This window comes from Curtobacterium sp. MCLR17_034 (assembly GCF_003234485.1).
In the GTDB taxonomy this organism is placed as follows: domain Bacteria; phylum Actinomycetota; class Actinomycetes; order Actinomycetales; family Microbacteriaceae; genus Curtobacterium; species Curtobacterium flaccumfaciens.
In genome coordinates, this window is record NZ_QKTH01000009.1 from 45634 (window position 1) to 71226 (window position 25593).

Genomic DNA, 25593 nt, shown 5'->3' on the forward strand with positions numbered 1-25593 from the left:
GCATGGCCGCTCCGATCAACCGTCGCGCGGAACGCTGTCCGCAGCGCGGGATGCCGAAACCGCACCGACGACGAGCGCCGCCAGCGTGGTCGCCAAGAACAGCCCGAGCAGCACCACGTAGAGCGCCGGGATGAGCTGGGCCGGAACGGACACGATCGCCACGACCGCGGCACCGATGAGCAACGGCCGCATGACCCGGCGGGCGGCGACGTGCCCAGCGCGCCAGGCCGCGTCGCTCCGCATGAGTGACGGCAGCCGGATGCCCGCCGCACGGTTCCGCCCCATGCCGTCCGCAGCGACCGACACGATGCCCCAGATCGCCGCGTCGACGATGAGCAGGAGCACGGCACAGCCGATCGCCGCCCACCAACCTGGACTGTCCACCACGACCTCCCCGCACCACGCTAACGCGGTGGAAGCAACGCGCACGAGGTCAGGAGACGGGCGCGCCCGCCCGATCGATCTGGGCCAGGACTCGGCGGCTTCGACGCACGCCGATCACCGTCGCGACCGTGACGAACACCACGACGACGGCGATGAACACCAGGAACGCCAAACCCCAACCGAACGTCGTGGCCGCGGCGCCGCCGAGTCCCAACAGGCTCAGCCCGGTGCCGACCAGGGTCGGGGCCGAGGTCCGGGTGGACCGACGCTGCCACGCGAGCATCGCCCGTACGAGCGGCACGGCCTCCAGCGGCACCGGTGCCCGTCCGCTGACCTGTCGTCTCACGGACTTGCGGTCCGCCGGGGTGAGCGCGCCGAGCGGCTGTTCCGGCGTCTCGACGAGGTACGGCAGCAGCCTGCGGTGGCGTCGAGCACCGACCCATGCGGTCACGTTCACGACCGCTCCGGCCAGGGCGAACAGGAACCAGATCACCGATTCGGTGCGGAGCACGGAGGGAACGCTGATGAACGCCCACAGGATCGACAGGCCGGCGAACCCCGCCTGCTGCGACATCACGACCACCGTCGGCCCGTGCTCGACCAGGTACTCGGCACGACGCGTCGCCTCGGCGAGGTCGCTCGGGTTCACCACCCGGGGACCTCGACCCGCACCGAACTGATCCGACCGGCGCGCGTCGTCGCCGTCACAGCCGGGTCGTAGCTGTCGGCGGTCGCCAGGTAGAGGGTGCGGCCGTCCTCGCCACCGAGCGCACAGTCGATCGCGCAGTCCCCGGGTGCGTCGATGCGGTCCGTCACCTCGCCACCCTCGACGACCCGCAGGAACTCCCCCGTGTCGACCGAGCAGACCCAGATCGCGCCGTCACGGTCGACGGTGCTGCCGTCCGGGGTCACGCCACCGGGCAGGGCTGCCCACTCGCGCCGCCCGGTCAGCGAACCGTCGTCCTCGATATCGAACGCGGTGAGCCGGCCACCCCACGTCTCGCTCACCACCAGCGTCCGGGTGCCGGGAAGGATGTTGGCGCTGTTCGGGAACACCAGGCCCTCGGCGGCCAGGCGGACGGAGCCGTCGGGGTCGATCACGTAGAGGGGGCCGGGGCGCAGTTCCTCGCCCGCGTACAGGTCGTACCCGAAGGCGCCGATGTAGGTCCGGCCGGTCTGGGCGTCGACGACCAGGTCGTTCACGAGCGACGACTCGATCGCGGACAGGTCGGCGAACACCGAGGTGCTGCCGTCCGGCTCGACGGCGACGACCGTGCGGGACTCCATCGAGCTGATGATCAACCGCCCGTCGGCGAGCCAGCCGAGCCCCGACGACTGCCCGTCGACGGTGGCCTCGAGCCGGGGGCCGTCGGTCGAGGACGGGTCGACCGAGAACACCTGGCCGGTGTGCATGTCGGAGTACCAGAGCCGACCGCCGTGCCAGCGGTTGCCCTCCGGGAAGCGGATGCCGGAGATGACGATGTCGGTCGCGGAGTCCAGGGTGATGTGCACGGATCCAGCCTGCCAGCGGGACCGGGACACTGCCCGGACGGATGCCGTGACGGCGGCCTAGGGTCGTCCCATGCCGGGTCGTCAGCTCATCCACCACCTGGGCGTCTTCGCCAGCGACTTCGCCGCGAGCGACGCGTTCTACACCTCCGCCCTCGCGCCCCTCGGCATCGGGGCGGGCTACCGGACGGACGTCGTCGCCGAGTTCTGGCAGCACGGGCACGACACCCCGAGCGTCTCACTCGAGACCGCCCGGACCCCCGAGGCGACGACGCGCGGACTCCACCTGGCGTTCGAGGCCGGTTCACGGAGCGAGGTCGATGCCTTCCACCGAGAGGCCGTCGCCGCCGGCGGGGTGTCACGGCACGAGCCGCGCTACTGGCCGGAGTACCACGCGTACACCGCGTTCGTGTCCGACCCGGACGGGAACAACGTCGAAGCGCTGATCAAGGAGAGCGGCGACTGACCCGGCGGCTGCACGACGGTCACCGACAACCGCAACGGACGACGCATCTGGCACGATCGACCCATGCCCCTCGACGGAACTCCCCTGCACCGGCTCGGCTTCCTGACGATCGGGTCGTTCGACCCCGCCCGACCGTCCGAGGGCCACGAGGACACCCTGCGCGTGATCGAGCGCGCCGAGACCCTGGGCTTCGACAGCGCCTGGCTGCGCCACCGGCACCTGCAGCACGGCATCTCCTCCCCCGTCCCGGTGATGGCGGCCGCCTCGCAGCGCACCTCGCGCATCGACCTCGGCACCGCCGTCACCCCGCTCGGCGCGGAGAACCCGTTCCGCCTGGCGGAGGACCTCAGCACGGTCGACGTCCTGCTCGGCGGCCGTCTGAACCCGGGGTTCTCGGTCGGCACGCCGATGAACTTCGACCTGTACCGCGACGCGATCTACCCCGACACCCTGGAGCACGAGGACCTCGGCAACGACCGGCTCCTGCGCTTCCGTGACCTGGTGCGCGGTGACCCGGTGACGGCCACCGAGACCGTCGAACGGCGTGGCATCGAGGAGTTCGCGAGCACCGTCCAGCCGCACAGCGCCGGTCTGGCCGACCGGATCTGGTACGGCACGGGCAGCACGAAGTCGGCCGTGTGGGCGGGCGAGAACGGCTTCCACCTGCTCACCTCGAGCGTCACCCGCAGCGAGGTCGGCACGGACTTCGCCACGAACCAGCGCGCCCAGATCGACGCCTACCTCGACGTCCACCCCGACCCCGCTGCCGCCCGCATCTCGCAGGGCCTGGTCGTCATCCCCACCGACACCGCGACCGCCGAGCAAGCGGCCCGCTACCGCGCCTACGTCGACAGCCGCTCGGGTCGCGTCGGCGTGCCGCAGGGCCCCGCCGGGATGCTCTTCGCCGCCGACCTGGTGGGCACGTCGGCCGAGATCGCGGACCGGCTCCGTGCCGACGTCGGCTACCAGGCCGTCACCGAGGTCGCCTTCGCACTCCCGTTCTCGTTCGAGCCCGACGACTACGCGCAGATCATCACGGACATCGCCGAGCGGCTGGGTCCGGCACTCGGCTGGGCGCCGAGATCCGACGCGTGGGACCCGCAGCACGGATGACGAGTCGACCGATTGCACCGGTGGTGGTCACGGCACTCGATGTCGGGCAAGATCAACGCGAGGGTCATCAGCACCCGTCGACTCTGGGGAGTCACATGCACGACCAGCGTCCCGAAGAACCGGTCCGACAGCACTCGACCGACTTCCTCCCCGGGGTCAGCGGCAACCCGGTCGCCCCGTTCCAGCGAGACCATCGACCGGGTAGCGCGCCGATCCGGAACGACTGGATCTTCTTCGTTCCCATCGGCGGTGTCGTCGTCCTCGGGGTCGTCGCGTACGTCATCTGGGGCTCGTGATGCGGCTCCGGGTGGGGTTCGCAGAGTCAGAGCCCGGCAGCACGCCGACGATCGAACACGATGAACGGCTCGTCCGGACCTTCCGGCACACCGCGAGCCGACTGTTGTTCTGGGGGTGTGTGCTGTGTGCGCTCGGCGGCGCCTCGATCGGCTGGTCGGTAGTCGGTCCGATCCGATTTACGGGGCTGGCTCTGGCGGGCTTCTTCGTCCTCGTGGGCTCGGGCTTCCTCGTCTTGCGGAGCCGCGTGATCCGGCGGGCTCGGCCTGCCGTGGCAGCCGCGCAGGGGCGCATCGACCGTTTCCGATCGTGGCAACGCTCGCAGCCAGGGTGGGTCCCCCTCGACGGCTTGCGCCGGTCTGGTCGTTGACGGCTTCGTCGACGCCGTCACCCGGTCGAGCGAACCGGTCAGTCCTGCTGGTCTGCCTCCACCGCGTCCCGCAGCCGGTCGAGCACGTCCGGCACCGCTGAGCGCACCCGGCTCCAGCTCGGGATGAACGGCTTGTCGTTCGGCCGCGCCGTGAAGGCGCCGCCGGCGTCGAGGATCGCCTTGGTGAAGAGCTCCACGGCGGCTTCCTCGGCGTGCTGGTCGAACGCGAGCCCGCTCATCTCGGCTTCGTGCCGGTACACCTCGACGATGTCGAGTGCGTTCCGGTAGTACGTCGCCTTGAGCACCCGGAACGAGTCGGAGGTGAGCGGGACGCCCATCGTCGCGAGCTTCCGGAGCAGCGACTGCACGATGTCGTTGCCCATCCGGGCGAGGCCGCCGGTGCCGTCGGCCTCGGCGAGGGGCTGGTGCTTGTGGTCGTACGCGTCGGCGATCTCCACCTGGCACACCTGCCGGGTCGCGTAGTCGCGGTAGACCTCGGAGAGCATCCCGATCTCGAGTCCCCAGTCGCCGGGGATCTTCAGGCCGTTCAGCACGTGGGCACGCATCGCGAACTCGCCGGACAGCGGGTACCGGAAGCTGCTGAGGTACTCCAGGTACTCGGACTCCCCGTAGACCTGGCGGAGCGAGCGGAGCAGGGGCCCGACGAGCAGCCGCGCGGCGCGGCCGTTGATCCGACCGTCGGCGACGCGGGCGTAGTAGCCCTTCGAGAACTCGTAGTCGAACGCGGGGTTCGCGACCGGGTAGAACAGCCGCGCGAGCATGCCCCGCTCGTAGGTGGTGATGTCGCAGTCGTGCAGGGCGATGCAGTCCGCCCGTTCCGACGCCAGGGCGTACCCGGTGCAGTACCAGACGTTCCGGCCCTTGCCGGGCTCCCCCGGTGCCAGGCCCGCGCGCTCCAGCTCGGCGTCGAGCTCACGCAGTCGCGGCCCGTCGTTCCAGAGGATCCGGTGCCGCTGCGGCAGCCGCGAGAAGAACTCGCGGGCGTGCTCGAACTGCGAGCGGTCGGCCCGGTCGAGCCCGATCACGATCTCGCTGAGCCAGTCGGCCTCGGCCAGCTCGTCGACGATCCGCGACAGGGCCGGACGCTCGAGCTCGGAGTACAGCGCCGGCAGGATCAGGCTCATCGGGCGCTTCTCGGCGAAGCCCCGCAGGTCCTCTTCGAGGCTCGCGGTGCTGCGGCGACCGAGGTCGTGGAACGTCGTGATGACGCCGTTCTGGTGGAAGTCGCTCATCGGTGGCTCCTGACGGACGGGGTGGTGAACCGGGTGAGGCCCTCGGTCCAGCCCTGCGGGCCGGGGGCGGTCGTGCGGTGGACGCGCTCGGGGCGGTCGTCGGCGAGCGGTCCGGGGGCCGGTCCGTGTCCGCGGACCACGACGGCGAAGTCGACGGCGTCGAGCAGCGCGGTGTCGTTCGGGCCGTCACCGAGTCCGATCGTGCGCGGGACGGTGCCCGTCCGACGCTCGTGGTCGACGATCAACGTCCGGACCGCCGTGCCCTTGTCGCGGCCGGCCGGCAGCACGTGCCAGAACCGGCCGCCGCGCACCAGGTCGAGGCCGACCGCGGCGAGCGCCGCGCGGAACGCGTCCGCCCGGTCGTCGTCCTCGGCGTGCCAGAGCAGGACCTCGGACGCCTCGCGCTGCTGCGCTCGTCCGGCCGCTTCGAGGTCGAGGCCGGTCCACGCGGCGACGACCGCGTCGGTCACGCCGCCGAAGGTCTCGAACCGCAGCTCCAGTGACTGGCGGACGCGGTCGAGTTCCGCGTGCAGCCGCTCGAGCTCACCGGCGACCGGTCCGACCAGCACGTCGCCCGCCGGTCCGACGACGACCGCGCCGTTCTCCGCCACGAACGCGTGTCCGTCGAGCCCGGTGCGTGCCTGCAGCACCGTGATCTCGGCACGCGTCTTGCTGCTGCAGAACACGACGGGGACGTCGTCCGCCCGCAGCTGTTCCAGCATCGGCAGGGCCGCGTCGAACGAGTAGTCGTGGTGGTCGAGGAACGTCCCGTCGAGGTCCGTGACGATCATCAGGTCGGGTGTTGGCATCGTGCTCCGCTGGCGGCTGGCTGGGCTGCGGGCGACGATGCCCCGGACCACCCTGCCACGCGCATGCGTCGGTTGGGTGAACAAGCCGGCGTCGGTCGCGCGACGCGACCAGCGGACGGACTGGAGGCGCCGTGTCAGCTGGCACCGCGCCTCCAGTCCGTCACGGCGTGGGGACCGCCGCGCCGTCACCAGGGCAGGGTGCCCTCGCGATCGGTGACGGTGCCGGTCGGAGCGGCGACCCCGGTCGCGACACGCCCGGTGGCGACCGATCTGTGAGGATGTCCCCTCCGTGCACACTGCGGAGTGAAGGGGGTGGACATGAACCGATCAGCCGAGCCGGACAGCGCGCTCGTGGCGGCAGCAGCGCGCGGCGACCGCAGTGCGGTCACCGCGTTGTTCGACCGTCACGCCGAGACCATGACCCGGTACACGTGGGCACTGGTCACGCGGCGCATGGACGTCGAGGAGATCGTGCAGGACGCGTTCCTGACCCTGTGGCAGAAAGCCGACACCGTGGAGGTCCCCGGGGAGTCACTCCTGCCGTGGCTGCTCGTCGTGTGCCGGAACCACGCCGCGAACCTGCGGCGACAACAGCGACGGCACGAGGGTGTCGACCTGCCCGACGAGCTCGCCGCGCCCGAGCCGGACGACGACGCCCGCGAGCGACTGCGGTGGGTCCGCGCCGAGATCGACGCGCTCGCACCACTCGATCGCCAGGTGTGCGAGCTCTGCCTCATCGAGGGCCGCTCCTACGCCGAGGCCGCCGACCTGCTCGGCATGAGCGTCGGCGCCGTCACACAGCGCGTGTGGCGGTCCCGTGCACGGATCAAGAAGGCGGTGACGAACGATGAGCGATGAACGACGAACCGACCACGGGTCCCCGATGAGCAACGAGCCGCCCGGAGGCGACGAGATGCAGCGGATGCTCGCCGGCATGCGGCAGCAGGTCGTCCGGGGCATGCACGACAAGCCACGCCCGGCTTCCACACACCGTCGCGTCGGCCTCATCGTGGCGTTGATCGCCGTGCTCGGCATCGGCACCGCGAGCGGTTCGGTGGCGCTCGGACTCGTTCCGACGCCCTTCGCCGCAGCACCCGCACCCACGCCGTCCTCTGCACCGCCGACACCGGCACCGACCGGGTCACCGTCCCCGTCCGCGGCCCGCATCACGCCGACCCCCGCGCCGGCCGACACCACGGCGACGATCCCCGGGGCGTGCACCGATGCTGTGCCGGCCGCCGACGCTCCCCGCTTGTTCGGTTCGCTGGTGCTCGACCAGCTCCGACCCGCGGTTCCCGGTGGGAAGACCGACTACTACGTCGACCCGGAGGAACCGTTCACCGCGGACGCCACGCTGGTCTGCCACTGGTCGCCGAGCGGCAGCACCGAGGACGTCGACAACCTCTTCCTCGGGATGGGCACCGTCGACCGAGGCGTCCTCCAGGCCCGGCTCCAGTCGCTCGCAGGCAAGGGCTGGACCTGCACCGACACGCTCGCTGGACGTTCGTGCCAGCAGACCGAGACGGCGATGTACTACTCGGACCGGGTGGAGACGACGCACACGTTCTTCGTGCGCGGCGACACCTGGATCTCGATCACGCAGTCGAACGTCCCGACCGACGGCCTCCTGAAAGCGCTCGTCCAGCAGACCTGGACGGACTGACCGACGGACTGGAGGCACGGCGCCAGCTGGCACCACGCCTCCAGTCCGTCGTCACGCACGCTCAGAGCCAGTGCCGCCGCTTGAACACCGCCCACAGCACGACCGCCAACAGCACCATCGCGACGATCGCCGCCGGGTACCCCCACACCCACCGCAGCTCGGGCATGTGCTCGAAGTTCATGCCGTAGATCGACGCGACCAACGTGGGCGCGAACAGGATCGCCGCCCACGACGAGATCTTCTTCACCTCTTCGCCCTGCTCCATCGACGCCCGAGCCAGCCGCCGGCTCTCCTCCCCCTGCGCCAGGCTCGCGCTGGTCATCCGGCGCATCGCGTCGTTCTGACACGCCCTGGGCGCGACCCAGGGACGGACCGGAGGCACGGTGCCAGCTGGCACCGTGCCTCCAGTCCGTCACGTGGCAGAGGAGACGGCGTGGATCTGACGGAACATCGGCACGACAGCGAAGATGGCCTGGTGAATCGCACCGATCGGCTCTACGGCCTCGTGGAGGAGTTGCGCGCCGTCTCCCCACTGCCGCGGAGCGCGCGTCGTCTCGCTGAGCGGTTCGAGGTGTCGGTCCGGACCATCGAACGGGACATCTCCGCGCTGCAGCAGGCGGGTCTGCCCATCTGGGCGGAGCCCGGCCGGACCGGCGGGTACGTCATCGACGCGTCCGCGACGCTCGGCCCGGCGGGCTTCACGCCGGACGAGGCCCTCGCGGTGCTGATCGGGCTCGGCTCGCTGGGGCGCAGTCCGTTCCGGCAGGCGGCGCAGACCGCGGCCAGGAAGACGCTCGCGGTGATGCCCGCCGGCGACGCCGCACGAGCCAGCGCACTGGCGTCCCGGGTTCACTTCCTGGAGGACGACGAGGACACGGTCGTCCCGGCCGAGTTCGCGGCGGCCCTGCGCGCGGATCGGGTGGTGCGACTCCGGTACCGGGACGCCGGCGGAGCGGAGTCCGTCCGCGACGTCGAACCGCTGGGGTCGATCGGGAAGGACGGTCAGTGGTACCTGATCGCCTGGTGCCGGACCCGCGACGGGGTGCGGGCGTTCCGCGGCGACCGGATGTTGTCGGTCGAGGTCACCGACGAGCGGCCGGCGCAGCGCGTCCTGCGATCCGAGGACCTCGCGATCCAGTACGGACGGCTCCGGCCGGTCCTCGACGACTAGCGCGGTCGGTTTCCGGAAACGCGGTCGGTTTCCGGAAACACCGACAGGACGGTGTCGTGGCGGCCGGTGAAGCTGGTCGCTCCGAGTCAATCGCACCACCGTGAGGAACCCCATGTCGTTCGCATCCGTCCGCATCATCACCGACGACCTCGAGGGCATGGTCGCCTTCTACGAGCGGATCACCGGCCAGCCGGCCGAGCGCCCCGCACCGGTCTTCGCGCAGTTCACCGGCCCGGGTGGGACCCTCGCGATCGCCAGCACCGCCACGGTCGCCATGCTCAGCGGCGCGCTGACGCCCGCGACGAACCGTTCCGTGTTCATCGAGTTCGAGGTTGCCGACGTCGACGGCGACTTCGCCGGACTGCAGCTCGGCAGCGACGACGTCGTCCTGGAGCCGACCACGATGCCGTGGGGCAACCGCTCCGCACTGGTCCGCGACCCGGACGGCAACGTCGTCAACCTGTTCAGCAGGCCCGACGCCGCCAACTAGGCGGAGCGGCTCAGGCGGCGGCGGCGTTCGCGGACGAGCGGCACTCCTCCGGTGGTCGCCCAGCGACGGACTCCGCCGCGATGTCGCGGAGCCGCGCGAGGCGGTCATGGGTGGCACCGAGGGCCTCGATCTGGCGTCGGATGCGATCGCTCTCCTCGTCGAAGTGGTCGAGCATCGTCCGCGTCGCGACCCCCGTGTCGAGGAAGGGCAGGATTTCCACGATCCGACGACTCGGCATGCCCGCCGAGTAGAGCATCTGCATGAAGCGCACCCGCGCGACATCGGGCTCGCGGTACTCCCGGTGTCCGCCCGTGGTCCGCTCGGACTCGAGGAGGCCCTGTTCCTCGTAGTACCGCAGCGACCGGACGCTGACGCCGGCCCGTTCTGCGAGTTCACCGATCCGCATCGTTCTGTCCCTCGGGCTTGATTCTCACGTTGACGTCAGGTTCTACCGTAGCGGCATGAACCTCTCTGGAGCCATTGCCCTCGTCACCGGCACGAACCGCGGTATCGGACGTCACCTCGCCGCGCAGCTGATCGCCCGCGGGGCGAAGGTCTACGCCACCGCCCGACGCCCTGAACTGATCGACCTCGAGGGCGTCGAGCGTCTCGCCCTCGACCTCACCTCCCCCGCGTCCGTCGCAGCGGCCGCCGCGGTCGCGACCGACGTCGATCTCCTGATCAACAACGCCGGGATCGCGACCACGGCGACCCTGCTGGGCGACCTGGACGCAGCGCACGCCGACATGGACACGAACGTCTGGGGCACCCTGTCCGTGATCCGCGCATTCGCCCCCGTCCTGGCGGCGAACGGCGGTGGGAGCATCGTGAACATCGCCTCGGGTGCCTCGTGGCTCGCCATGCCCGGAGCCTCCGCCTACGCGGTGTCGAAGGCCGCCCTGTGGAACATGGGGAACGCGTTGCGGCACGAGCTGGCCGGCCAAGGGACCGCGGTGATGTCCGTGCACCTCGGAGTGGCCGACACCGACATGACCGCGGGGATCTCGATGCCCAAGACCGACCCGGCGGACGTGGCGCGCGCGACCCTGGACGGGGTCGAGCGCGACGACTACGAGGTCGTCGTCGACGAGCAGACCGCGTTGATCAAGCAGATGCTCGCCGGCCGCCCCGAGGAGCTGTACGCGGTGGTGGCGCAGATGCTCGCGTCGTAGGGGCGGGCCGAGAACTCTCAGCCGGCCATCTTCGTTCTCCGTCACCCAGGCCGAGCACACGAGGCGGAACGCGGGAGCGAATGCTTGCAGCAACCCTCCACGAACGGCGCTCGCCAGCGGGGTGACGGCCGAGCCTGGAGGTGGGCCCCACCAGCCGGTACCGGCGCACCGCGCCAGCGGGGTGACGGCCGAGCCTGGAGGCACGGTGCCAGCTGGCACCGTGCCTCCAGTCCGTCAGCGGCTCGAGTCCAGGGCCGCGCACGACGCGACCACGACGCTGACCGGTGTGGCGGGAGCCGCGAAACGAGCCGCCGACGGCTGCCCCTTCCTCGGGGGCCATCCGCGTCGTATGGTTTACAGCGTTGTAAACGGGCCGCCGCAGGGACGGCCCGCAGGTCACGGCCGTTGCACGGCCCGATGGACGACGACGTCCACGAGGAGCACCCACTTGCGCCCCATCTCCTTCCGTTCCCGAGGGCTGCGCCGTGCGCTGTCGTCGGGCATCGTCGCTGCGACCGCCCTCGGCATGCTCGGGATCGCCGCGATCCCGGCCGCCGCGGAGCCCGCAGCCGACCGCACCGTCGTCTCGGGCCAGGCCCGGTTCGAGGTGCTCTCCCCCACCCTGATCCGCACCGAGTACGCGGGTGACTCGCAGTTCACCGACGGCAGCACCTTCAACGTCATCGGCCGCGACGACTTCGGACCCACGACGTTCACGAAGACCGAGCGGGACGGCTGGCTGACCCTCGACACGGGCGCGATGACCGTCCGGTACAAGGAGGGCTCGGGGGCCTTCACGCAGGACACCCTGCAGACCACCGTGACCACGGCCTCCGGGCAGCGGGTCACCGGCACGCCGTGGGTGTCGACGCCGACCCCCTCGTGCACGATCGGGTCGCTCTGCGAGGCCGAGACGCTCGGGCTCACCGGTCTGTCCCTCGCCACGGACCACACGGGCTTCACCGGAGCCGGGTTCGCCGCGGGCTTCGAGTCCGTCGGCAACGCGATGACCTTCACGACCACGGCGGAACGTGCCGGCTCGTACGACCTCGCCCTGCGCTACGCCAACTCGCAGGGCGGCGACGGCCAGGTCGCCACCCGCACCCTCAGCGTGACCGTCGACGGCGGTGCCGCGAAGACGATCCGGCTCGCACCCGGCGCGAACTGGGACGACTGGAAGACCACCGCCGCCACGACCCTCGACCTGACGGCGGGCGAGCACCGCGTGCGCATCGAACGCACCGCGGACGACTCCGGCCGGGTGAACGTCGACAGCCTGGCCCTGGTCAGCACCGGCGCCGCCTACCCGGCACCGTCGACCACGGTCACCGGCGAGGACTGCGCGTTCGGCACCGTGTGCCAGGCCGAGGACTCGGCACGCACCGCTCCGGCGACGACCGCCACGAACCACAACGGCTTCGCCGGGGACGGCTTCGTCGCCGGGTTCGAGCGTGCCGGGGCGCAGCTGACGACCCACGTCACCGGGGTGCCGGCCGCGGGCGACTACGCCCTGCAGGTCCGTTACGCCAACGGCTCCGCCGGGGCGCCGACGCTCACCGCGGCCCCGACCGGTCAGCAGTCGACCACTGCACCGCTCCCGAAGACGAGCGGCTGGGACTACTGGAACACCGCCACCGTGCCGGTGCAGCTGGCCGCCGGCACGAACGACGTCGTGATCGGGTGCCCGACCGTGGCGAACAACTGCAACGTGAACTTCGACACCGTCGCCGTGGTCGACACCGCGTCGCCGGTCCTCGCCACGCACGCCCCGCTCGGCGGGTACCGACGCGACCTCGACACCGCCAACGGATCGGTGAAGACGAACCCGGGTCTGCTCTACCAGGACGGCTGGTCGCTCCTCGACGACAGCGCCTCGGCGCTGTACGACCAGGCGACCGACACCATCACCCCCGCGGGCGACCACGGCGGCGAGCGCTACCAGGACGGCTACGTCTTCGCGTACGGCTCGGACTACCGCCATGCCCTGCAGGAGCTCGCCGTCCTGACCGGTCCGACGAAGCTGCTCCCCCGCTGGGCGTACGGCGTCTGGTACTCCGAGTACTACGACCGCTCACAGGCCGACTACCTGGCCATCGCGAAGCAGTTCGACGACGAGGACGTCCCCGTCGACGTCATGGCGATCGACACCGACTACAAGATCGGCAGCCCCACCAACCAGGGCGACAGCAAGTGGAACGGCTGGTCGGTCGACCCGTCCCGGATCCCGGACATGACCGGCCTGCTCGCCGACTGGCACGCCGAGGGCATCCACAACACCCTCAACATCCACCCGTCGATCTCGAGCCAGGACCCGCAGTTCGCGAAGGCGCAGGCCACCGCGAAGGGCAAGCTCACCAAGGGCGACGGCGACCGGTACCTGTTCGACTGGTCCGACCCCGACCAGCTCAAGGCCTACTTCGACCTGCACACCTCGCTGCAGCCGAAGGGCGTCGACATGTGGTGGCTCGACTGGTGCTGCAGCGAGAACTCGAAGTACTCCGCGAACGGCGTCACCCCCGACGCGTTCATCAACCAGCAGTACGCGAAGTACACGGACCAGGCACTCGGCGGCCGGGGGCTCGCGTTCTCGCGGGCGTACGGCTCGCTGACGGCCGGTGGCTACGGCAACCCGCAGGCGGTCCCGACCGGCCCGTGGGCGGACAAGCGCACGACCGTGCACTTCACCGGCGACACCACGTCGTCGTGGGACATGCTGCTCGCCGAGGTCGGCTACACCCCCGGTGAGTCCGCCGCGACCGGCCTGGCCTCGGTCAGCCACGACATCGGTGGCCACAACGGTGCGCAGTACGGCATCGAGGGCGCCGAAGAGGGCACGACCCAGCTGCCCGAGGACCTCTACGCCCGCTGGGTGCAGCTCGGCACCTTCCAGCCGATCGACCGCCTGCACAGCAACCACAGCGACCGACTGCCGTGGCAGTACCCGGCCGCTGCCGAGGCATCGGCGAAGCGGTTCCTGAACCTCCGCGAGGCCCTGGTCCCCCTGACCTACACGCTCGCCGCCCAGGCGACCGAGACGGGCACCCCGATCCTGCAGCCGCTCTACCTGCAGTACCCCGAGGCGCAGGAGTCCTACGCCCAGGCCGGCTCGGAGTACCTGTACGGCCCGGACGTCCTCGTCGCCCCGGTCACCACCGCGAACGACGATTCCGGCAAGGCGACCCGCTCCGTCTGGTTCCCGGCCGGCAGCTCGTGGACGGACTGGTTCACCGGCAAGACGTACGCCGGAGGCACCACCGCCGACGTGACGACCGACCTGAACAGCATGCCCGTGTTCGTGAAGAGCGGTGGCATCGTCCCCACCCGGACGGAGCAGGTCAAGAACGACGCCGCACCGCTCGACGCCGTCACCCTGACGGTGGCGACCGGCGCGAACGGCTCGTTCGACCTGCACGAAGACGCCGGCGAGGACAGCGCCGCTGACGGCGCCGCGAAGTCGAGCGCGATGACCACGGCAGCCGCGTCCGCGAAGGCCACGGCGGACAGCGCCTCCACCGCCGTCCGCTACACGCAGCAGGCGACCGGCGGCTCGCTCGCCATCGCCCCTGCCGACGGCTCCTTCGCCGGCCAGGTGCGGGACCGATCGTGGACGGCGACGTTCACGAACGCGGACCGCCCCCGCACCGTCACCATCGACGGCCGGGTGATCGCGGACACCGCCTGGACCTACGACGCCGACACCCGCACCATCAGCGTGCCGGTCGACGAACGGTCCGTGACGAAGCGAACCGTCGTCGCCTTCAGCAGCACGGCGGCGGCGACCCCGGTCCTGCGGGTTGAGTCGCCTCGGGTGGACGCGGGCGCCACGCAGACCGTGACCGGCGCCGGGTTCCCGGCGGATACCGACGTGGCGCTGGCGACCGCGCCACGCATCGGTGGGGTCACCGCACACACCGACGCGAGTGGTGCGTTCTCGACCGACCTGCGGGTGCCCGGCACCGCGTCCGGTCGGGTGACCGTCACCGCATCGGTCGACGGTGTGGCCCTGGCTCGGGCCGCCTTCACCGTGGTGGCTGCGGCTGCTCCGACGCCGACCACGTCGCCGAGTGCGGGCACGCCGGGCAGCGGCGCTCCGACGCCGGATGACAACGGATCCGGTGCGCCGGGCGCGGCAGCGCCGGGCAACGGTGGCGCTGATGCGGGCAGCGACCCGGGCGGCGCACTGGCCTGGACGGGCGCGAACCTGCTCCCCCTCGGGCTGTTGGCGGCGGCACTGCTCGCGGCCGGTGGACTCGTGTGGACGCTGCGGAGCCGGCGGCGCCGGGCGCGTGCCTGAGCCCGCCTGAGCGGTCACCCGTCACGGGCGGATGACGGACGGACGGGAGGTGGGCCCCACCAGCCGGTACCGGCGCACCGCGCCAGCGGGGTGACGGCCGTGCCTGGAGGGACGGTGCCAGCTGGCACCGGGCCTCCCGTCCGTCCGTGGTCGGGCTGCAGATCCCCGATCACCGGACCGCGATGCGGCGGCAGCGGCGACCGCGGGCATCGCCCGCTCGCTCGCGTGCGCCGCGTCCGTTCTGCCGCTGATCGACGTCACGATGGCGAGGGAGGAGCCACCTGCGTCTGCGCCTGTGCCTGCGCCTGCGCCTGGAGGAACGCGACCGCTGCAACGCTCTCGGGCGAGGAGGGGAACAGTGGCGTGATCGTCAGTCCGTCCGTCCCCGGGACGACGAGGAGTTCCCACTCGAAGTCGAGCCGCCCGAACGGCGGCACGTCCTGGACGAACGTGCCGTTGGTCAGGATCGCCACGTCGTGCCGTTCCCAGAGGTCCGCGAACTCGGCGGAGTGCGTCATCAGCCCCCTGAGCACCTCGCGCATCCGGTCGTCGCCGGGGTCGGCGCTGAGCCGGAAGACAGCGACGATCTGCGTGGCCCGTGCACGCCATTCCTCGGCCGGGTACTTCGCGCGGCAGGCCTCGGAGAACACGTACTCGATCCGGTTCTGCCCACGGCTCAGGACACCGCCGCCGATCGCTTCGCACAGCGCGTTCGACGCGACGATGTCGAGGTTCCGATCGGCGACGAAGACCGGGGTGCCGTCCCAACGGCGCACGAGCCGTCGGAGTTCGTCGCCGCTCAGCTGCCGGCCGCGCACCGTGGCAGCCGGTGCCGGAGCCGGATCCGCCACGCTCCTGAGGTACGCCGCCCCGTCGGCATCCAGTCGAAGGGCGCGCGCCAGGGCCGCGATCACCTGGGCCGAGGGCACGTGCTCCCGGCCCTGCTCCAGCCGCACGTAGTACTCCGTGCTGATGCCGGCGAGCTGCGCGACCTCGGTCCGCCGGAGGCCTTGGACGCGGCGCCGGTCGTCCGCCGGAAGACCGACGTCGGACGGACTGAGCGCCGCGCGTCGCGCCCGGAGGTAGCTGCCGAGCAGCGAGGCGTTGGCCGTCAAGGGGACCCGTGCTCGCCGTCAGATCCGACCATGCGCCGATCCTAGACGGACACCGCTCCGTCGCACGCTCGCAGCTCGGTCGCCACTGACGACGCGCCTCCTCGACAAAGAGCTCTCGGTCTGACATGTTAACGGTCGTACACCGGTCAGTGAGGAGAAGCCGTGACGAAGCAACAGATCACGGCAATCGCGGGCCTGCTCCTGTTGGCCATGCTGTTGACGGTCTTGATCGGGGTGTTCGACGCTCGCCGACGTGTCATCGCCGCGGAAGGCAATGACCTCCGTACGGGCCAGAGCGCGTGGGTGACCGCGACGCTCGACGATCTCGAGCGTGCGCGGAGCGCGTTCGAACCGGGAACCAAGGTGTTCGTGGAACTCGAGGATGGTGTCCGCGCTGTTGCGGTCCTGTCCGGACAGTGGACAGACGTCCCACTGCACGACGGGCACGCTCTGACCGGGCGTCCCGGTGAGGCCCTCGTCGGCGCTGCCGTCGACGTCCGCGACGAGGACATCACCGTCGGTGGCAAGACCTACAACGTGGTGGGGCGACTCGGCGTCCGGGGCGACAGCCTGCTGTCCGACGATGTGGTCCTCGCTGATCCGTCGCGGTTCTCGGCGTCACCACAGCGACTACTCCTGGACGGCCCGAGCAGCGCCCGCCACTACAGCGCAGCGTTCCCCGGCAGGAGCGTCGAGATGATCGACGACGGCACGAACCGCAGGACGAACGTCGACGCCGTGTCGCCGGTCCTTGTCGGCCTCGGCGCGCTCGTCGTCATGCTCATCGCTGTGGTCGCAGGTCTTCAGGCTGGACGATGGGAACTCCGCACCGCCGCCGTCCGCTTCACCACCGGGATCCGACCGCTGAACACCCTGCGCAGCGCGGCCGCCAGAGTCGCTGTGATCGGCACCGCCGCCTGTACGACCGCCCTCGCGGGCGCAGCAGTCGTCAGGCAGACCACCATCCTCGACCTCGACGTCACCGCCGCAGTCGTCGCGGTCGGAACCGTCGTGCTTGCCGCGTCCGTCGCTTCGTTCTTGCAAGGAAGCCGTCGATGGAACTGCTGAACGACCTCCGGTCCAACTGGGCGATCATCGTCGCCAAGATCGTCCTGCTCGTGCTGCTCACACTCTGCTGGTACAACGTGGCGTCGTTCACCCAGTCCACATCGCAGGCCGTGGCCCAGGGCCTGTCCGCTGATGCCGACGTCGACCTCTACACAGTGGTCGACGATCTCGGCCCGGATGCTTTCGAAGCGATCCGGCGAGACCAGCACGCGCTCGACGACGTCGCCTCGTTCGTCGACCGCGTCGATGACGAGCCCGGATTCGACTTCATCTCCTCGTACGACCAGCCCGTCACCGCTCAGGACTTCCGCGGCGACGACCGCTTCGACGTCGGTTACGGCACCGAGTACACACTCAACGGGAAGTACCAGGACGAGTCGGGACGGAGCGTCCAGGACATCAAGTCCATCCAGCTCAACGAGACCGCGTACGAGTTCGCGGGGCTCTCCGTGCAGGACGGCAAGCCGATCGAGTGGAGCGCTGTCGACTGGGGATCCGGCCGGATCCCGGTGCTGCTCGGCCACGAGTACCGCGGCGTGTACGAGCTCGGAGAGCGACTCACCGGAGCGGTCATCCTGCAGGAGCAGGAGCTCGAAGTCGTCGGTTTCCTCGAACCGAACAGCGCCATGTACTTCCGCGGTGAAGCCAACCACTACCTCGATGACACCATCATCGTGCCCTACCCGCCGACACTCGCCGGACTCGACCGAGCAGCACTCGACCGGCTGGATCCCGAGCTGTTCGGGCGCCTGGTGTTCCAGGTGCTCAACGCGGATCTCGCCGTCGATCACAGCCTCGATTTCGGAGGCGTCGTCGCGCGTCTCGACGCGATCGGAGACGGCACCGGCTTCCGGTCGTACACGTTGCTCGGAGTTCCGGCCTACCTCGTGCAGCTCTCCCTCGTCCGCCAGCTCATCCAGGACAACCTGGTGCTCGTCACCGCGCTGCTCGCCGTCCTCACCACGGGCGTGGGCATCATCACGGCGTTCCTCCACCGGCTCCTGCATCACCGTCGAGCGCCAGTGGCACGGGTGCACCATCTCCTCGGGAGGAGCCCGGATGCCACGAACCGACTGTTCCGCGCAAGCCGCCTGACCGAGTACACCGCCGCGCTCGGGCTGTTCCTCGCGTCCAGCGCGCTGCTCCCCAACGACAGTGCGATGGCACGACTCGGAGCCGGCACCGCCCTGCTCCTCTGGTGTGTGGCGGACGGCGTACTCGGTCGACGAGCCGTCCGCATCGAACTGACCACCCAACGCCGAAGAGGTACCCCACGATGATCGTGCTGCGCGACGTTTCCAAGACCATCACCGAGCCCGACGGATCGACCCGAGCACTGTTCGACCGACTCGACTTCGACCTTCATGAAGACGATCACTCGGTCGCGATCACCGGGCGGAGCGGATCCGGCAAGAGCACGCTCCTCCGGATCCTCGCCGGCCTCGACGCGGACTTCGGCGGGACCTACGAGCACGACGGGGGCGTGCTCGAGCGCACCGCACGGAGGATGGCGGCGCACCGACTGCGACACATCGGCATCGTCACCCAGGACCACAGCCTCCTCAGCGACCGCAGCGTGCTCGACAACGTCCGGCTCGGCGTTCCTGCTCGCGCTGATTCTGCCGCCCGAGCACATGACGCCCTCGAGGCGGTCGGCATCAGTCACCTCGCTGGCAAGCGCCCACGACGACTGTCAGGAGGAGAAGCGCAGCGCGTCGCGATCGCTCGAGCCATCGCGAAGCGCCCTACCGTCGTCCTCGCCGATGAGCCCACCGGCGCACTGGACGAGACGACCGAAGACGACGTGCTCGCCCTCTTCGATCGGCTGCAGCAAGCGGGAACCAAGTTCGTGATCGTCACCCACAGCGAGCGCGTTGCACAGCGATGTGGACGTCGACTGCAGCTACAACACGAGCAGCTCATCGCGCGCGGCACGTGACGGACTGGAGGCACGGTGCCAGCTGGCACCGGGCCTCCAGCCCGTCAGCGGTTGCGCTCCAGATCCCCGATCACGCGTGCGCAGAACGGTCGCGGCTGAAGAACTCGGTGAACATCTCCCGTTTCGCCGCATGCGAATCGGGCTCGAGCTCGAGTCCCTCCATGTTGAGGTCGGTGCAGAACAGTCGCAGGATCCCAGGACCACTCGGCTCCGCGGTCTCGAGGGACACCGAGAACAGTGTCGGCAACACCTCGCCTGCGGCGATCCGCCGGGCCTCTGCAAACGCCGCACGGTACGTCGCGTCGGTGACGCGAATCACACTGACCGACCAACTCGTGGCGTCCCAGTCGGGCGCGACCATCTCGCCGCTCAGCGCATGGAAGAAGTGCACGACGAATGTGTCACGCTCGCCTTCGGTGCCGTAGTGCCGCTCGTCCACGTCTTCGATCTGCACGAACTCATCTTGTCAGCGTCAGCCGGGGTGTTCGAGGCCGCGGACCAGCCGAAGCATGCACCTTCGCCGGTACCATCTCGCCATGGCTGAAGCAGGTCTGCTCGCAGCGAGCATCGCAATCCTGGTGGGCACGGTCGCGATCCTCGTGAAGCGTGTGCGGACCCCGGCCTGGGTGCGTGACGCGCAGCTCACCTTGAACGCCAGCCCCGTGACCAGTCTGCTGTTGTTCCTGGCCGGTGCGCTCCTGGTCGGCCTCGTCCTCGCCTTCGGGATCTTCTTGGTCGCCACCAGGCACGGCGTCATCGGGTGGGCGATGGTCTGTCTCGCTGCGACCGGCATCGCTCACCTCGGGGTGACCGTGTGGATCCGGCGACAGCCGCTCTCGTGATCAGGTGCGGAGTCAGGCCGTGGTCAGTGTGGATGTTGCATGGGGCACTCCACGCCGTTCGCGATCTGCAAAGCTCAGGACATGTCGTGGCCAAAGGCTGATCCCCTGCAGTCGGATCGCCTCGCCCTGGAACCGCTTGCCGTCGACCACGCAAGCGAGATGCTGACCGCCCTGGCTCCACCAGAGCTCTACCGGTTCACTGGTGGCGAGCCACCGACCCTCGACGAACTGGGCGCACGGTACCGCCGCCAATCCCAGGGCCAGTCTGAGGACGGCAGCGCGGGTTGGCTGAACTGGATCGTCCGTCCTGCCTGCGGCGGACCGGCGATCGGATTCGTGCAGGCCACCCTCGAGCGCAAGGAGGACGGCCTCGTGGCGGACCTCGCCTGGCTGGTCACGCCAGAGGAACAGGGTCGAGGGATCGCCGTCGAGGCAGCAGCAACCGTCGTGACGTGGTTGCGTTCGATCGACGTCCGACACATCAGGGCTTTCATCCATCCCGATCACACCGCCTCGATGCACGTGGCGCGACGGACCGGGCTTGCACCCACGAGCGCTCTGGTCGACGGCGAGCTCCTTTGGGAAGCCTTCTTGCCTACGGCCCGCTGAGCACTGATCCCATCCGATAGCCGATCGGCTACCGGACGGCCGTGGGCTCGCTGGCCCTTGAGAGCGTCAGAAGTACATGCGCCCCCGCGCGATGTCAGCCTCGGCCTGCCGAAGGGCCTCCGCGACTTCGGGGTCAGTCCCCTCGAACTTCGCCGCCCGAGAGCCAAAGTTCGTGTAGCGGTGCATGACGAACCACAGCACGAGGAGCACCGCCAAGACCAAGCCGGTTCCGATCCACCACCACATTCGGGCAGCGTAAGTGCGACCAACCGCGGGCGCAAGCAAAGCGATGCTCCGTTGAAGGATCGTTCACCGCACGGTCCGCACGAGCCCACTGGACTGTGGGGAGGGACCGGAGGGGACTGAGCGCTCTCGGTGGCGATGGGCAGTTGACACGGATCTCAGTCGACGGACACTTCGACGCTCTCGCAGATCTGTTCCGCAGCGAACCTGCGAACGGAGCGCACGAACTCGGTCTGTGGATCGTAAGACACATCTAGCTGCTCGCCGCCCTCGACAAGCGCCAGAGCGCGAGTCAGCGTGCTCAACGTCTCCGGGTCGGTGTAGGTGACATCGGCTACGGGCCCGTCGAAGCGTTGGCGTGCCGCGTGGCCAGCGCGCGCGAGGAGTGGTCGGATGTCGAGATGGGTGAAGACGGCACTGATCTCATGCCCATCGAGTTCGAGCAGCTCACCCTCGTACTCAGCGACCTATCCGTTTCCGTTGATCGCCGCGTAGCGCAGAACCACCGATGCAGCTGCGTCGCTGATCAGGATCGTTGCAGCCCAGTAGCCGAGTTTCTTCATCCCACTTCCAACAGGTGCCATTGGTCCCTTTCCCACCGCGCACCCCTGTCGGGCGGTAGCAAGCGTTCCCTCCCCTGCGCACCAGGACCGCGGCATCCGGTCACTCGACCCAATCACCGTCATCGCCGGCCACGAGAGTCAACGCCCCTTGGCCAGCCGCCTGGTGCAGCTGCTCATCGACGGCCTTTCTCCTGCAGCTGGGAAGGATCGCATCTAGCCACGGCGGCATCCGCCAGGCCCGACTCCGACCCTTGAGCAATCAGCTATCGGGCAGCGTCATCGGCTTCGACGGGCCAGTCCGTTGCGGCGGTAGAAGGTCTCCAAGGCAGCGCGGTCCGACAGGAACACCTTCGGCCCCTCGAATTAGTTTCGAAAGCTAGGAGAGGTCGAGGGGGCGAAGGACGTACCCGTCGGGAACGGTGCCGCGGTGCTCGTAGTAGTGAAAGAACAGTTCGGTGGCCTCGTCGGCGTCGAACACCTCGGCGGGGTGGCGTGCGTGTTCGGTGCCCGCAACGGTCACCGACTCCGTCAGCGGCTCGTCGACGTCGTGGTCGCGACCCACGATGAAGTGACGCATCTGCCCACCGTCGACGATCTGCGCATCGACGCTCATCCGCTCAGCGGTGCCGCCTGCCTGGAGGTAGTTCAGGTCGTACTCGCCGGCCTCGTAGTCAGGAGCATCCGGCCAACCAGCGTCGTCCGGCAGCCACCAAATAGCGTACGCGAATCGACCATCGCTCTGCCCGTCCAGCAAACCGAGCATCCGCCGGAGCTGGTCCCTGATCGGTCGGAAGTCCGCCGTGAGCTGGGATTCTCGCTCACTGTTGGTGGTGTTGATGAACAGGTGTGGCCTCCGCCGTTGTCACGTTCTGTATGCGCGGAAGTCGCGCAGATCCGGCCGCGCTGCCCGCAACCGAGTCAGGGTACTTTCTTGAGGATGACGGATGTGCTCTTCAGGAGCTTCCCGTCAATCGTGGCGTATGCAGGGTTCCTGTAGGTGAGCAGACCATCGAAGGATCGCTGCTCGGCGTTGCGCGTCGCACCGCCACTCTTCACCTCGATCCCTGCCCACGTCCCGTCCGGCTTCTCCATCAGCCCGTCGAAGAACCGGCCATTCGGAGCACCATCAACTCGCGCTTTGACCTGGTCGGTGCGGTAGGGCAGGCCAGCGTCCTCAGCGACCTCCTCGACACCCTGTCGCTCCTTAGCTTTAACGTCCGCGTGAGCCTGCTTGTTCCCCTCGGACCGGTACGTACCGTCCTTGTTCCGCTCCGGGTGCTTCTCGTTCTGCTCCTTCTTCCAGGCGTCCACGTGATCGGTGCGGTTCGGCGTGAGCCGATCATCGGTCATCGCGTGCACGCCGAGCGGAATTCCGCCCGAAGCAGCCAACCCCGCCCCTGCAGCCATCACCGCAGCACCGGCAACGTTCAACGGGACCCCAGCCACAGCCCCGACGCCGGTGAGGTCGAGGGCGACACCACCACCCTCGACCGCCGCCCCACCGGCCAGCAATGCCAAACCGCCGAGAAGCTCGACGACTTCGTCTGGATGGTTCACCATCGCGTTCCCCATCGACGCAAAGATGTTCCCCGCCACTCCGGCAGCGTCCTGCACGTACGGCCAGGCCGCATCCGCTTCCGCACCGAGAACAGCGCCGCCGATGCCGACCGCTGCTTTCGTGGTGTTCCAGGCGTCCTCGAACCAGTTGCCACTGCCGTCGGATGCGTCCTTCGAGGAGGTCGTCGATGCGAGATGAACCGGATGCGCGTTCACAGTCGATGGGGTGATGCCGTCGAACTCCGAGGCGATGCTTGCGAGGGTCGTCGTGACGTTGTCATTGTGCGCCTGCACCTGCCGGCGGAGCGCATACTCCTGCCCGACGAGTTCTGGGACCTGTTGCCAGTTCGTGATGACTGTGCCGATGACGCCGAGAATGTCCCCCTTCTCGGCTTCCTTAGATGCTTCGGCGGCGACCTGAACGCCACAATGTGTCTCACGCCAGTGTCTCGGAAACCTATAGGTAAATGAGACCGGGAAACATCGCGCCGAGCAGGCCAGGGGCGGCATCGAACACACCAACGTGAGAGCGGAACACTCGAGCGTGCGGTCGCTCTTCCGGGGCTGCGCGTCGCAGAGGCGGCGTCGACAGTACGCGTAGACGCGAGGAGTCTCCGCCCCGGCAGTACCCTCACGGGATGAAGACCAGGCGCACAATCATCCGGTATCTCCGTCTGTCGAGCTGATGACCCGGCACGTTGACCCGCGCAGAACGCTCCGACATCGGCTAGCAATGATGGCGATCACACTCGACGGTGCCGACACTCCCCCACGAGCTCGCCTGGTGTGGTCACTCGTCGAGCACGGCGGACAACCCGTCGACCCCGACGCTGCCGCCTACGCGACCGGCGTCGACCGCATCGCCCCGGAGACCCTCGCCGCGATCGCGGACCTCTACGGGGTCCCCCGCAGCTATCTCACCGCACCGGGCCAGGACCCAGGACGTGACCTCGCAATCGACGAGGACCTCACACGGATCCGCTCCACGACTCCCCTTCAACGGACTGCAACCACCTACGAACCCATCAGCCGCGCTCCCGTCCCGAAACCAGCAGCATCAGAAGTCACCGCGATCGCCGACACCGCCCGTAGCATCGCGCACGCTGCAACACGATCCGACGTGCCATGGATCCTCGCCACGCTGATCAGCGGCGTGATCATCACAGTTGGGCTCGCTGCCGTCGGCACGACCGCCACCTGGGTCCTGGCGGGCCTTGCTGCGGCCGCAACGTTCGCACGCACTGTCTATGCCACCCGCCGAACCTACCGACAGGCCGGCTGGGTACACGCCGACGACGCCACCTTCACCAAGGAGCTCCAACAGCATCTCCGCGACGGTATCGCCCGCCACTTGCACACCCTCCACACCCGTAGCCAGCTCCCCCTCGAGCAGCTCGTCGCGATCCTTGACAGCACCACGCCGATCGGCACCGTGCAACTCGACGCCCTCACCGCCGGCGACAACACCGAGCAGCGCAAGCTGATCACCACCGCCGTCGAAGCCGCCATGCGCGCACACGGATACCGAGTCGGCGCGGCCCGGTTCCGATAATGCTGCTTCTCGGAGCATGTCAGCGGGCTGGAAGTGATGCAAGACGTCGTCCACCGGGCGGCGAGTCGCCCTGTCGAAGGCGCGCCTTATGCTGGGTCCACTGAGCTAAGGGGGCAGAGTGAATCGAGTGACTACGGCAGTGGTCGTTGCTGTTGTAAGCGGGGTCCTGTTGACCGGTTGCACCGCGCATCGAGAGTCGCCACTCCCATCGGCGTCGCCAACGGCTACGCCGTCCGACTCGTCGACTCCCGTGGGGGTTGTCTCTGCGGATCCCTCTGATCTGGGATCTCGTGCCGGCGCCGCGGGATCGAGCACCGCTGACGGGAACGGGTACAGGTACCGGGTTGCACAAGGAGACGCGGTGATAGCGATCGCGCAGCGGTTTGGCATCTGCACTGCGGACATCTACCTGAGCAATGACGACGTCCTAGGGCAGGAACTCTCGGTCGGGCAACGGCTGGATATCCGTCATGTGAAGGGTCCGGGTCATCAGGTGGATCAGTGCCATGCATCGTTCCCCGAGGGTGTCGGATGAAGCGCTGAACGGGCCCTGAGATAGGACGCCTCAAAGCCCGTTCAGTCGTAAGTGGTCGAACTACCGTGCTTCCTGGTAGATCGACTTCCACCCTCCCGTGCGGTTGGCGACACCACCGGACTTGTTCTTGTAGACCAACCGAGCCTGGCTGTAACCGGTGTAGTACGGGCTCACCCAGGACGGGCTGGCACTGAGGACGTCCTTCGTGTATACCGACGAGACGGTCCCGGTGCGGGACTTGAGCTGGAGCGTGACTTCGCCGTTGCCTTGGATGCCGCCGCCGTTGTAGTTGATGCGGAACCAGGCGGTGCCTCCGCACTTGGCGCTGCGGCGAAGTTCAACGTACATGTTGTACGCGACGAAGTTGTCCGCTGTCTCGCCTCCGTCGGTGCACGCAGCGGCGGTGGTGGCCGCGGCAGCCGGGCTGGCGCCGGCGGTCTGGCTTCCCCCGACGAGGGCGCCGGCGGCGAGTCCGAACGCGAGCAGTGTCGCGACGATGCGGCGGTTGCTGGTCAGTTCCATAGTTATCCCCTTGTGACAGCAGCATTCTGTGACGGCCGTCCACCCGTGCTGCGGCGAGTG

Annotated in this window: 29 protein-coding genes; 16 read left to right on the forward strand and 13 right to left on the reverse strand. The window is 69.2% G+C overall.

All coding sequences use genetic code 11. The features are described from left to right. Positions 1–15: 15 nt before the first annotated feature. Genes DEI98_RS10770 through DEI98_RS10780 form a run of 3 tightly spaced genes read right to left on the reverse strand, consistent with a single transcriptional unit; the run spans position 16 to position 1896 of the window. Positions 16–384 carry an SdpI family protein gene (locus tag DEI98_RS10770; RefSeq protein ID WP_146243497.1) on the reverse strand — a complete coding sequence of 123 codons (369 nt, stop codon included), beginning with the start codon at positions 382–384 and terminating at the stop codon, positions 16–18. Positions 385–433: 49 nt separating this feature from the next. Beyond that, a complete protein-coding gene (locus DEI98_RS10775) occupies positions 434–1033 on the reverse strand; it encodes a hypothetical protein (protein WP_146243498.1) in 600 nt (199 codons plus the stop codon). Beyond that, positions 1030–1896, reverse strand: a complete 867-nt coding sequence (locus DEI98_RS10780) for an SMP-30/gluconolactonase/LRE family protein (protein WP_181438016.1) — start codon at positions 1894–1896, stop codon at positions 1030–1032. The genes DEI98_RS10775 and DEI98_RS10780 overlap by 4 nt, the downstream gene beginning before the upstream one ends. A 70-nt stretch (positions 1897–1966) precedes the next feature. Here DEI98_RS10780 and DEI98_RS10785 point away from each other — a divergent pair, with 70 nt between their 5' ends. The 3 genes from DEI98_RS10785 to DEI98_RS10795 all read left to right on the forward strand — a co-directional run bounded on the left by DEI98_RS10785 (position 1967) and on the right by DEI98_RS10795 (position 3768). After that, positions 1967–2359: a VOC family protein gene (locus tag DEI98_RS10785; RefSeq protein ID WP_111100736.1), complete on the forward strand. Its 393-nt coding sequence runs from the start codon at positions 1967–1969 to the stop codon at positions 2357–2359. A 63-nt stretch (positions 2360–2422) separates the two neighbouring features. After that, the gene (locus DEI98_RS10790; protein ID WP_111100737.1) at positions 2423–3472 is read left to right on the forward strand and encodes an LLM class flavin-dependent oxidoreductase; all 1050 of its coding nucleotides are present in this window, start codon (positions 2423–2425) and stop codon (positions 3470–3472) included. A 95-nt stretch (positions 3473–3567) separates the two neighbouring features. Next, entirely contained in the window at positions 3568–3768 is a 201-nt protein-coding gene (locus DEI98_RS10795; RefSeq protein WP_111057409.1) for a hypothetical protein, read from the forward strand. Positions 3769–4174: 406 nt separating this feature from the next. On the opposite strand, the gene DEI98_RS10805 is transcribed toward DEI98_RS10795, so the two are convergent. Together DEI98_RS10805 and DEI98_RS10810 are read right to left on the reverse strand one after the other, a co-directional pair. Beyond that, positions 4175–5389: a glycosyl transferase gene (locus DEI98_RS10805; RefSeq protein WP_027464806.1), complete on the reverse strand. Its 1215-nt coding sequence runs from the start codon at positions 5387–5389 to the stop codon at positions 4175–4177. After that, on the reverse strand, positions 5386–6198 hold the full coding sequence (locus DEI98_RS10810) for a mannosyl-3-phosphoglycerate phosphatase (RefSeq protein ID WP_146243499.1): 813 nt from the start codon (positions 6196–6198) through the stop codon (positions 5386–5388). The genes DEI98_RS10805 and DEI98_RS10810 overlap by 4 nt, the downstream gene beginning before the upstream one ends. Positions 6199–6516: 318 nt before the next feature. On the opposite strand from DEI98_RS10810, the gene DEI98_RS10815 reads away from it, so the two are divergent. Together DEI98_RS10815 and DEI98_RS10820 are read left to right on the forward strand one after the other, a co-directional pair. Continuing rightward, positions 6517–7056, forward strand: coding sequence for an RNA polymerase sigma factor (locus tag DEI98_RS10815; RefSeq protein ID WP_083389453.1), 540 nt, complete (start codon positions 6517–6519; stop codon positions 7054–7056). Between the two features lie 25 nt (positions 7057–7081). Next, positions 7082–7861 carry a hypothetical protein gene (locus DEI98_RS10820; protein ID WP_111100739.1) on the forward strand — a complete coding sequence of 260 codons (780 nt, stop codon included), beginning with the start codon at positions 7082–7084 and terminating at the stop codon, positions 7859–7861. Positions 7862–7922: 61 nt separating this feature from the next. Here DEI98_RS10820 and DEI98_RS10825 read toward each other — a convergent pair whose 3' ends face one another. Continuing rightward, entirely contained in the window at positions 7923–8183 is a 261-nt protein-coding gene (locus DEI98_RS10825) for a CorA family divalent cation transporter (RefSeq protein WP_375334815.1), read from the reverse strand. Positions 8184–8336: 153 nt separating this feature from the next. Here DEI98_RS10825 and DEI98_RS10830 point away from each other — a divergent pair, with 153 nt between their 5' ends. Together DEI98_RS10830 and DEI98_RS10835 are read left to right on the forward strand one after the other, a co-directional pair. Further along, complete coding sequence (locus tag DEI98_RS10830) at positions 8337–9032, forward strand: YafY family protein (RefSeq protein ID WP_111100741.1); 696 nt, start codon at positions 8337–8339, stop codon at positions 9030–9032. 112 nt (positions 9033–9144) lie between these two features. Next, positions 9145–9522, forward strand: coding sequence for a VOC family protein (locus tag DEI98_RS10835; protein ID WP_111094649.1), 378 nt, complete (start codon positions 9145–9147; stop codon positions 9520–9522). Positions 9523–9532: 10 nt separating this feature from the next. On the opposite strand, the gene DEI98_RS10840 is transcribed toward DEI98_RS10835, so the two are convergent. Further along, the gene (locus tag DEI98_RS10840; RefSeq protein WP_111100742.1) at positions 9533–9928 is read right to left on the reverse strand and encodes a MerR family transcriptional regulator; all 396 of its coding nucleotides are present in this window, start codon (positions 9926–9928) and stop codon (positions 9533–9535) included. Between the two features lie 55 nt (positions 9929–9983). On the opposite strand from DEI98_RS10840, the gene DEI98_RS10845 reads away from it, so the two are divergent. After that, the gene (locus DEI98_RS10845; protein ID WP_111100743.1) at positions 9984–10694 is read left to right on the forward strand and encodes an SDR family oxidoreductase; all 711 of its coding nucleotides are present in this window, start codon (positions 9984–9986) and stop codon (positions 10692–10694) included. A 448-nt stretch (positions 10695–11142) separates the two neighbouring features. Then, complete coding sequence (locus DEI98_RS10850; RefSeq protein WP_220037075.1) at positions 11143–14988, forward strand: TIM-barrel domain-containing protein; 3846 nt, start codon at positions 11143–11145, stop codon at positions 14986–14988. A 257-nt stretch (positions 14989–15245) separates the two neighbouring features. On the opposite strand, the gene DEI98_RS10855 is transcribed toward DEI98_RS10850, so the two are convergent. Then, positions 15246–16103, reverse strand: coding sequence for a helix-turn-helix domain-containing protein (locus DEI98_RS10855; protein ID WP_111100744.1), 858 nt, complete (start codon positions 16101–16103; stop codon positions 15246–15248). 162 nt (positions 16104–16265) lie between these two features. Here DEI98_RS10855 and DEI98_RS10860 point away from each other — a divergent pair, with 162 nt between their 5' ends. Genes DEI98_RS10860 through DEI98_RS10870 form a run of 3 tightly spaced genes read left to right on the forward strand, consistent with a single transcriptional unit; the run spans position 16266 to position 19110 of the window. Further along, positions 16266–17171 (forward strand): hypothetical protein, encoded by a 906-nt coding sequence (locus DEI98_RS10860; RefSeq protein WP_111100745.1) that lies wholly within the window; start codon positions 16266–16268, stop codon positions 17169–17171. After that, positions 17159–18451: a hypothetical protein gene (locus DEI98_RS10865; RefSeq protein ID WP_111100746.1), complete on the forward strand. Its 1293-nt coding sequence runs from the start codon at positions 17159–17161 to the stop codon at positions 18449–18451. Before DEI98_RS10860 ends, DEI98_RS10865 begins: the two co-directional genes overlap by 13 nt. After that, complete coding sequence (locus DEI98_RS10870) at positions 18448–19110, forward strand: ABC transporter ATP-binding protein (RefSeq protein ID WP_111100747.1); 663 nt, start codon at positions 18448–18450, stop codon at positions 19108–19110. The genes DEI98_RS10865 and DEI98_RS10870 overlap by 4 nt, the downstream gene beginning before the upstream one ends. A gap of 70 nt (positions 19111–19180) precedes the next feature. On the opposite strand, the gene DEI98_RS10875 is transcribed toward DEI98_RS10870, so the two are convergent. Further along, positions 19181–19564 (reverse strand): hypothetical protein, encoded by a 384-nt coding sequence (locus tag DEI98_RS10875; protein ID WP_111100748.1) that lies wholly within the window; start codon positions 19562–19564, stop codon positions 19181–19183. A gap of 82 nt (positions 19565–19646) precedes the next feature. Here DEI98_RS10875 and DEI98_RS10880 point away from each other — a divergent pair, with 82 nt between their 5' ends. Both DEI98_RS10880 and DEI98_RS10885 read left to right on the forward strand, forming a co-directional pair. Beyond that, on the forward strand, positions 19647–19952 hold the full coding sequence (locus DEI98_RS10880) for a hypothetical protein (protein WP_111100749.1): 306 nt from the start codon (positions 19647–19649) through the stop codon (positions 19950–19952). Between the two features lie 39 nt (positions 19953–19991). Further along, positions 19992–20561 (forward strand): GNAT family N-acetyltransferase, encoded by a 570-nt coding sequence (locus tag DEI98_RS10885; RefSeq protein WP_258370802.1) that lies wholly within the window; start codon positions 19992–19994, stop codon positions 20559–20561. Between the two features lie 66 nt (positions 20562–20627). Here DEI98_RS10885 and DEI98_RS10890 read toward each other — a convergent pair whose 3' ends face one another. From DEI98_RS10890 to DEI98_RS10900, 3 genes are all read right to left on the reverse strand, one after another. Then, positions 20628–20807 carry a hypothetical protein gene (locus DEI98_RS10890; RefSeq protein ID WP_111092345.1) on the reverse strand — a complete coding sequence of 60 codons (180 nt, stop codon included), beginning with the start codon at positions 20805–20807 and terminating at the stop codon, positions 20628–20630. Between the two features lie 936 nt (positions 20808–21743). Beyond that, a complete protein-coding gene (locus DEI98_RS10895; RefSeq protein WP_111100750.1) occupies positions 21744–22130 on the reverse strand; it encodes a hypothetical protein in 387 nt (128 codons plus the stop codon). A 155-nt stretch (positions 22131–22285) separates the two neighbouring features. Beyond that, positions 22286–23434, reverse strand: coding sequence for a hypothetical protein (locus DEI98_RS10900; protein ID WP_111100751.1), 1149 nt, complete (start codon positions 23432–23434; stop codon positions 22286–22288). Between the two features lie 274 nt (positions 23435–23708). Here DEI98_RS10900 and DEI98_RS10905 point away from each other — a divergent pair, with 274 nt between their 5' ends. After that, positions 23709–24476 (forward strand): hypothetical protein, encoded by a 768-nt coding sequence (locus tag DEI98_RS10905; RefSeq protein ID WP_146243500.1) that lies wholly within the window; start codon positions 23709–23711, stop codon positions 24474–24476. Positions 24477–24726: 250 nt separating this feature from the next. Then, positions 24727–25011, forward strand: a complete 285-nt coding sequence (locus DEI98_RS19040; RefSeq protein ID WP_375334726.1) for a LysM domain-containing protein — start codon at positions 24727–24729, stop codon at positions 25009–25011. Between the two features lie 60 nt (positions 25012–25071). Here DEI98_RS19040 and DEI98_RS10910 read toward each other — a convergent pair whose 3' ends face one another. After that, on the reverse strand, positions 25072–25533 hold the full coding sequence (locus tag DEI98_RS10910) for a hypothetical protein (RefSeq protein ID WP_111100753.1): 462 nt from the start codon (positions 25531–25533) through the stop codon (positions 25072–25074). Positions 25534–25593 lie beyond the last annotated feature (60 nt).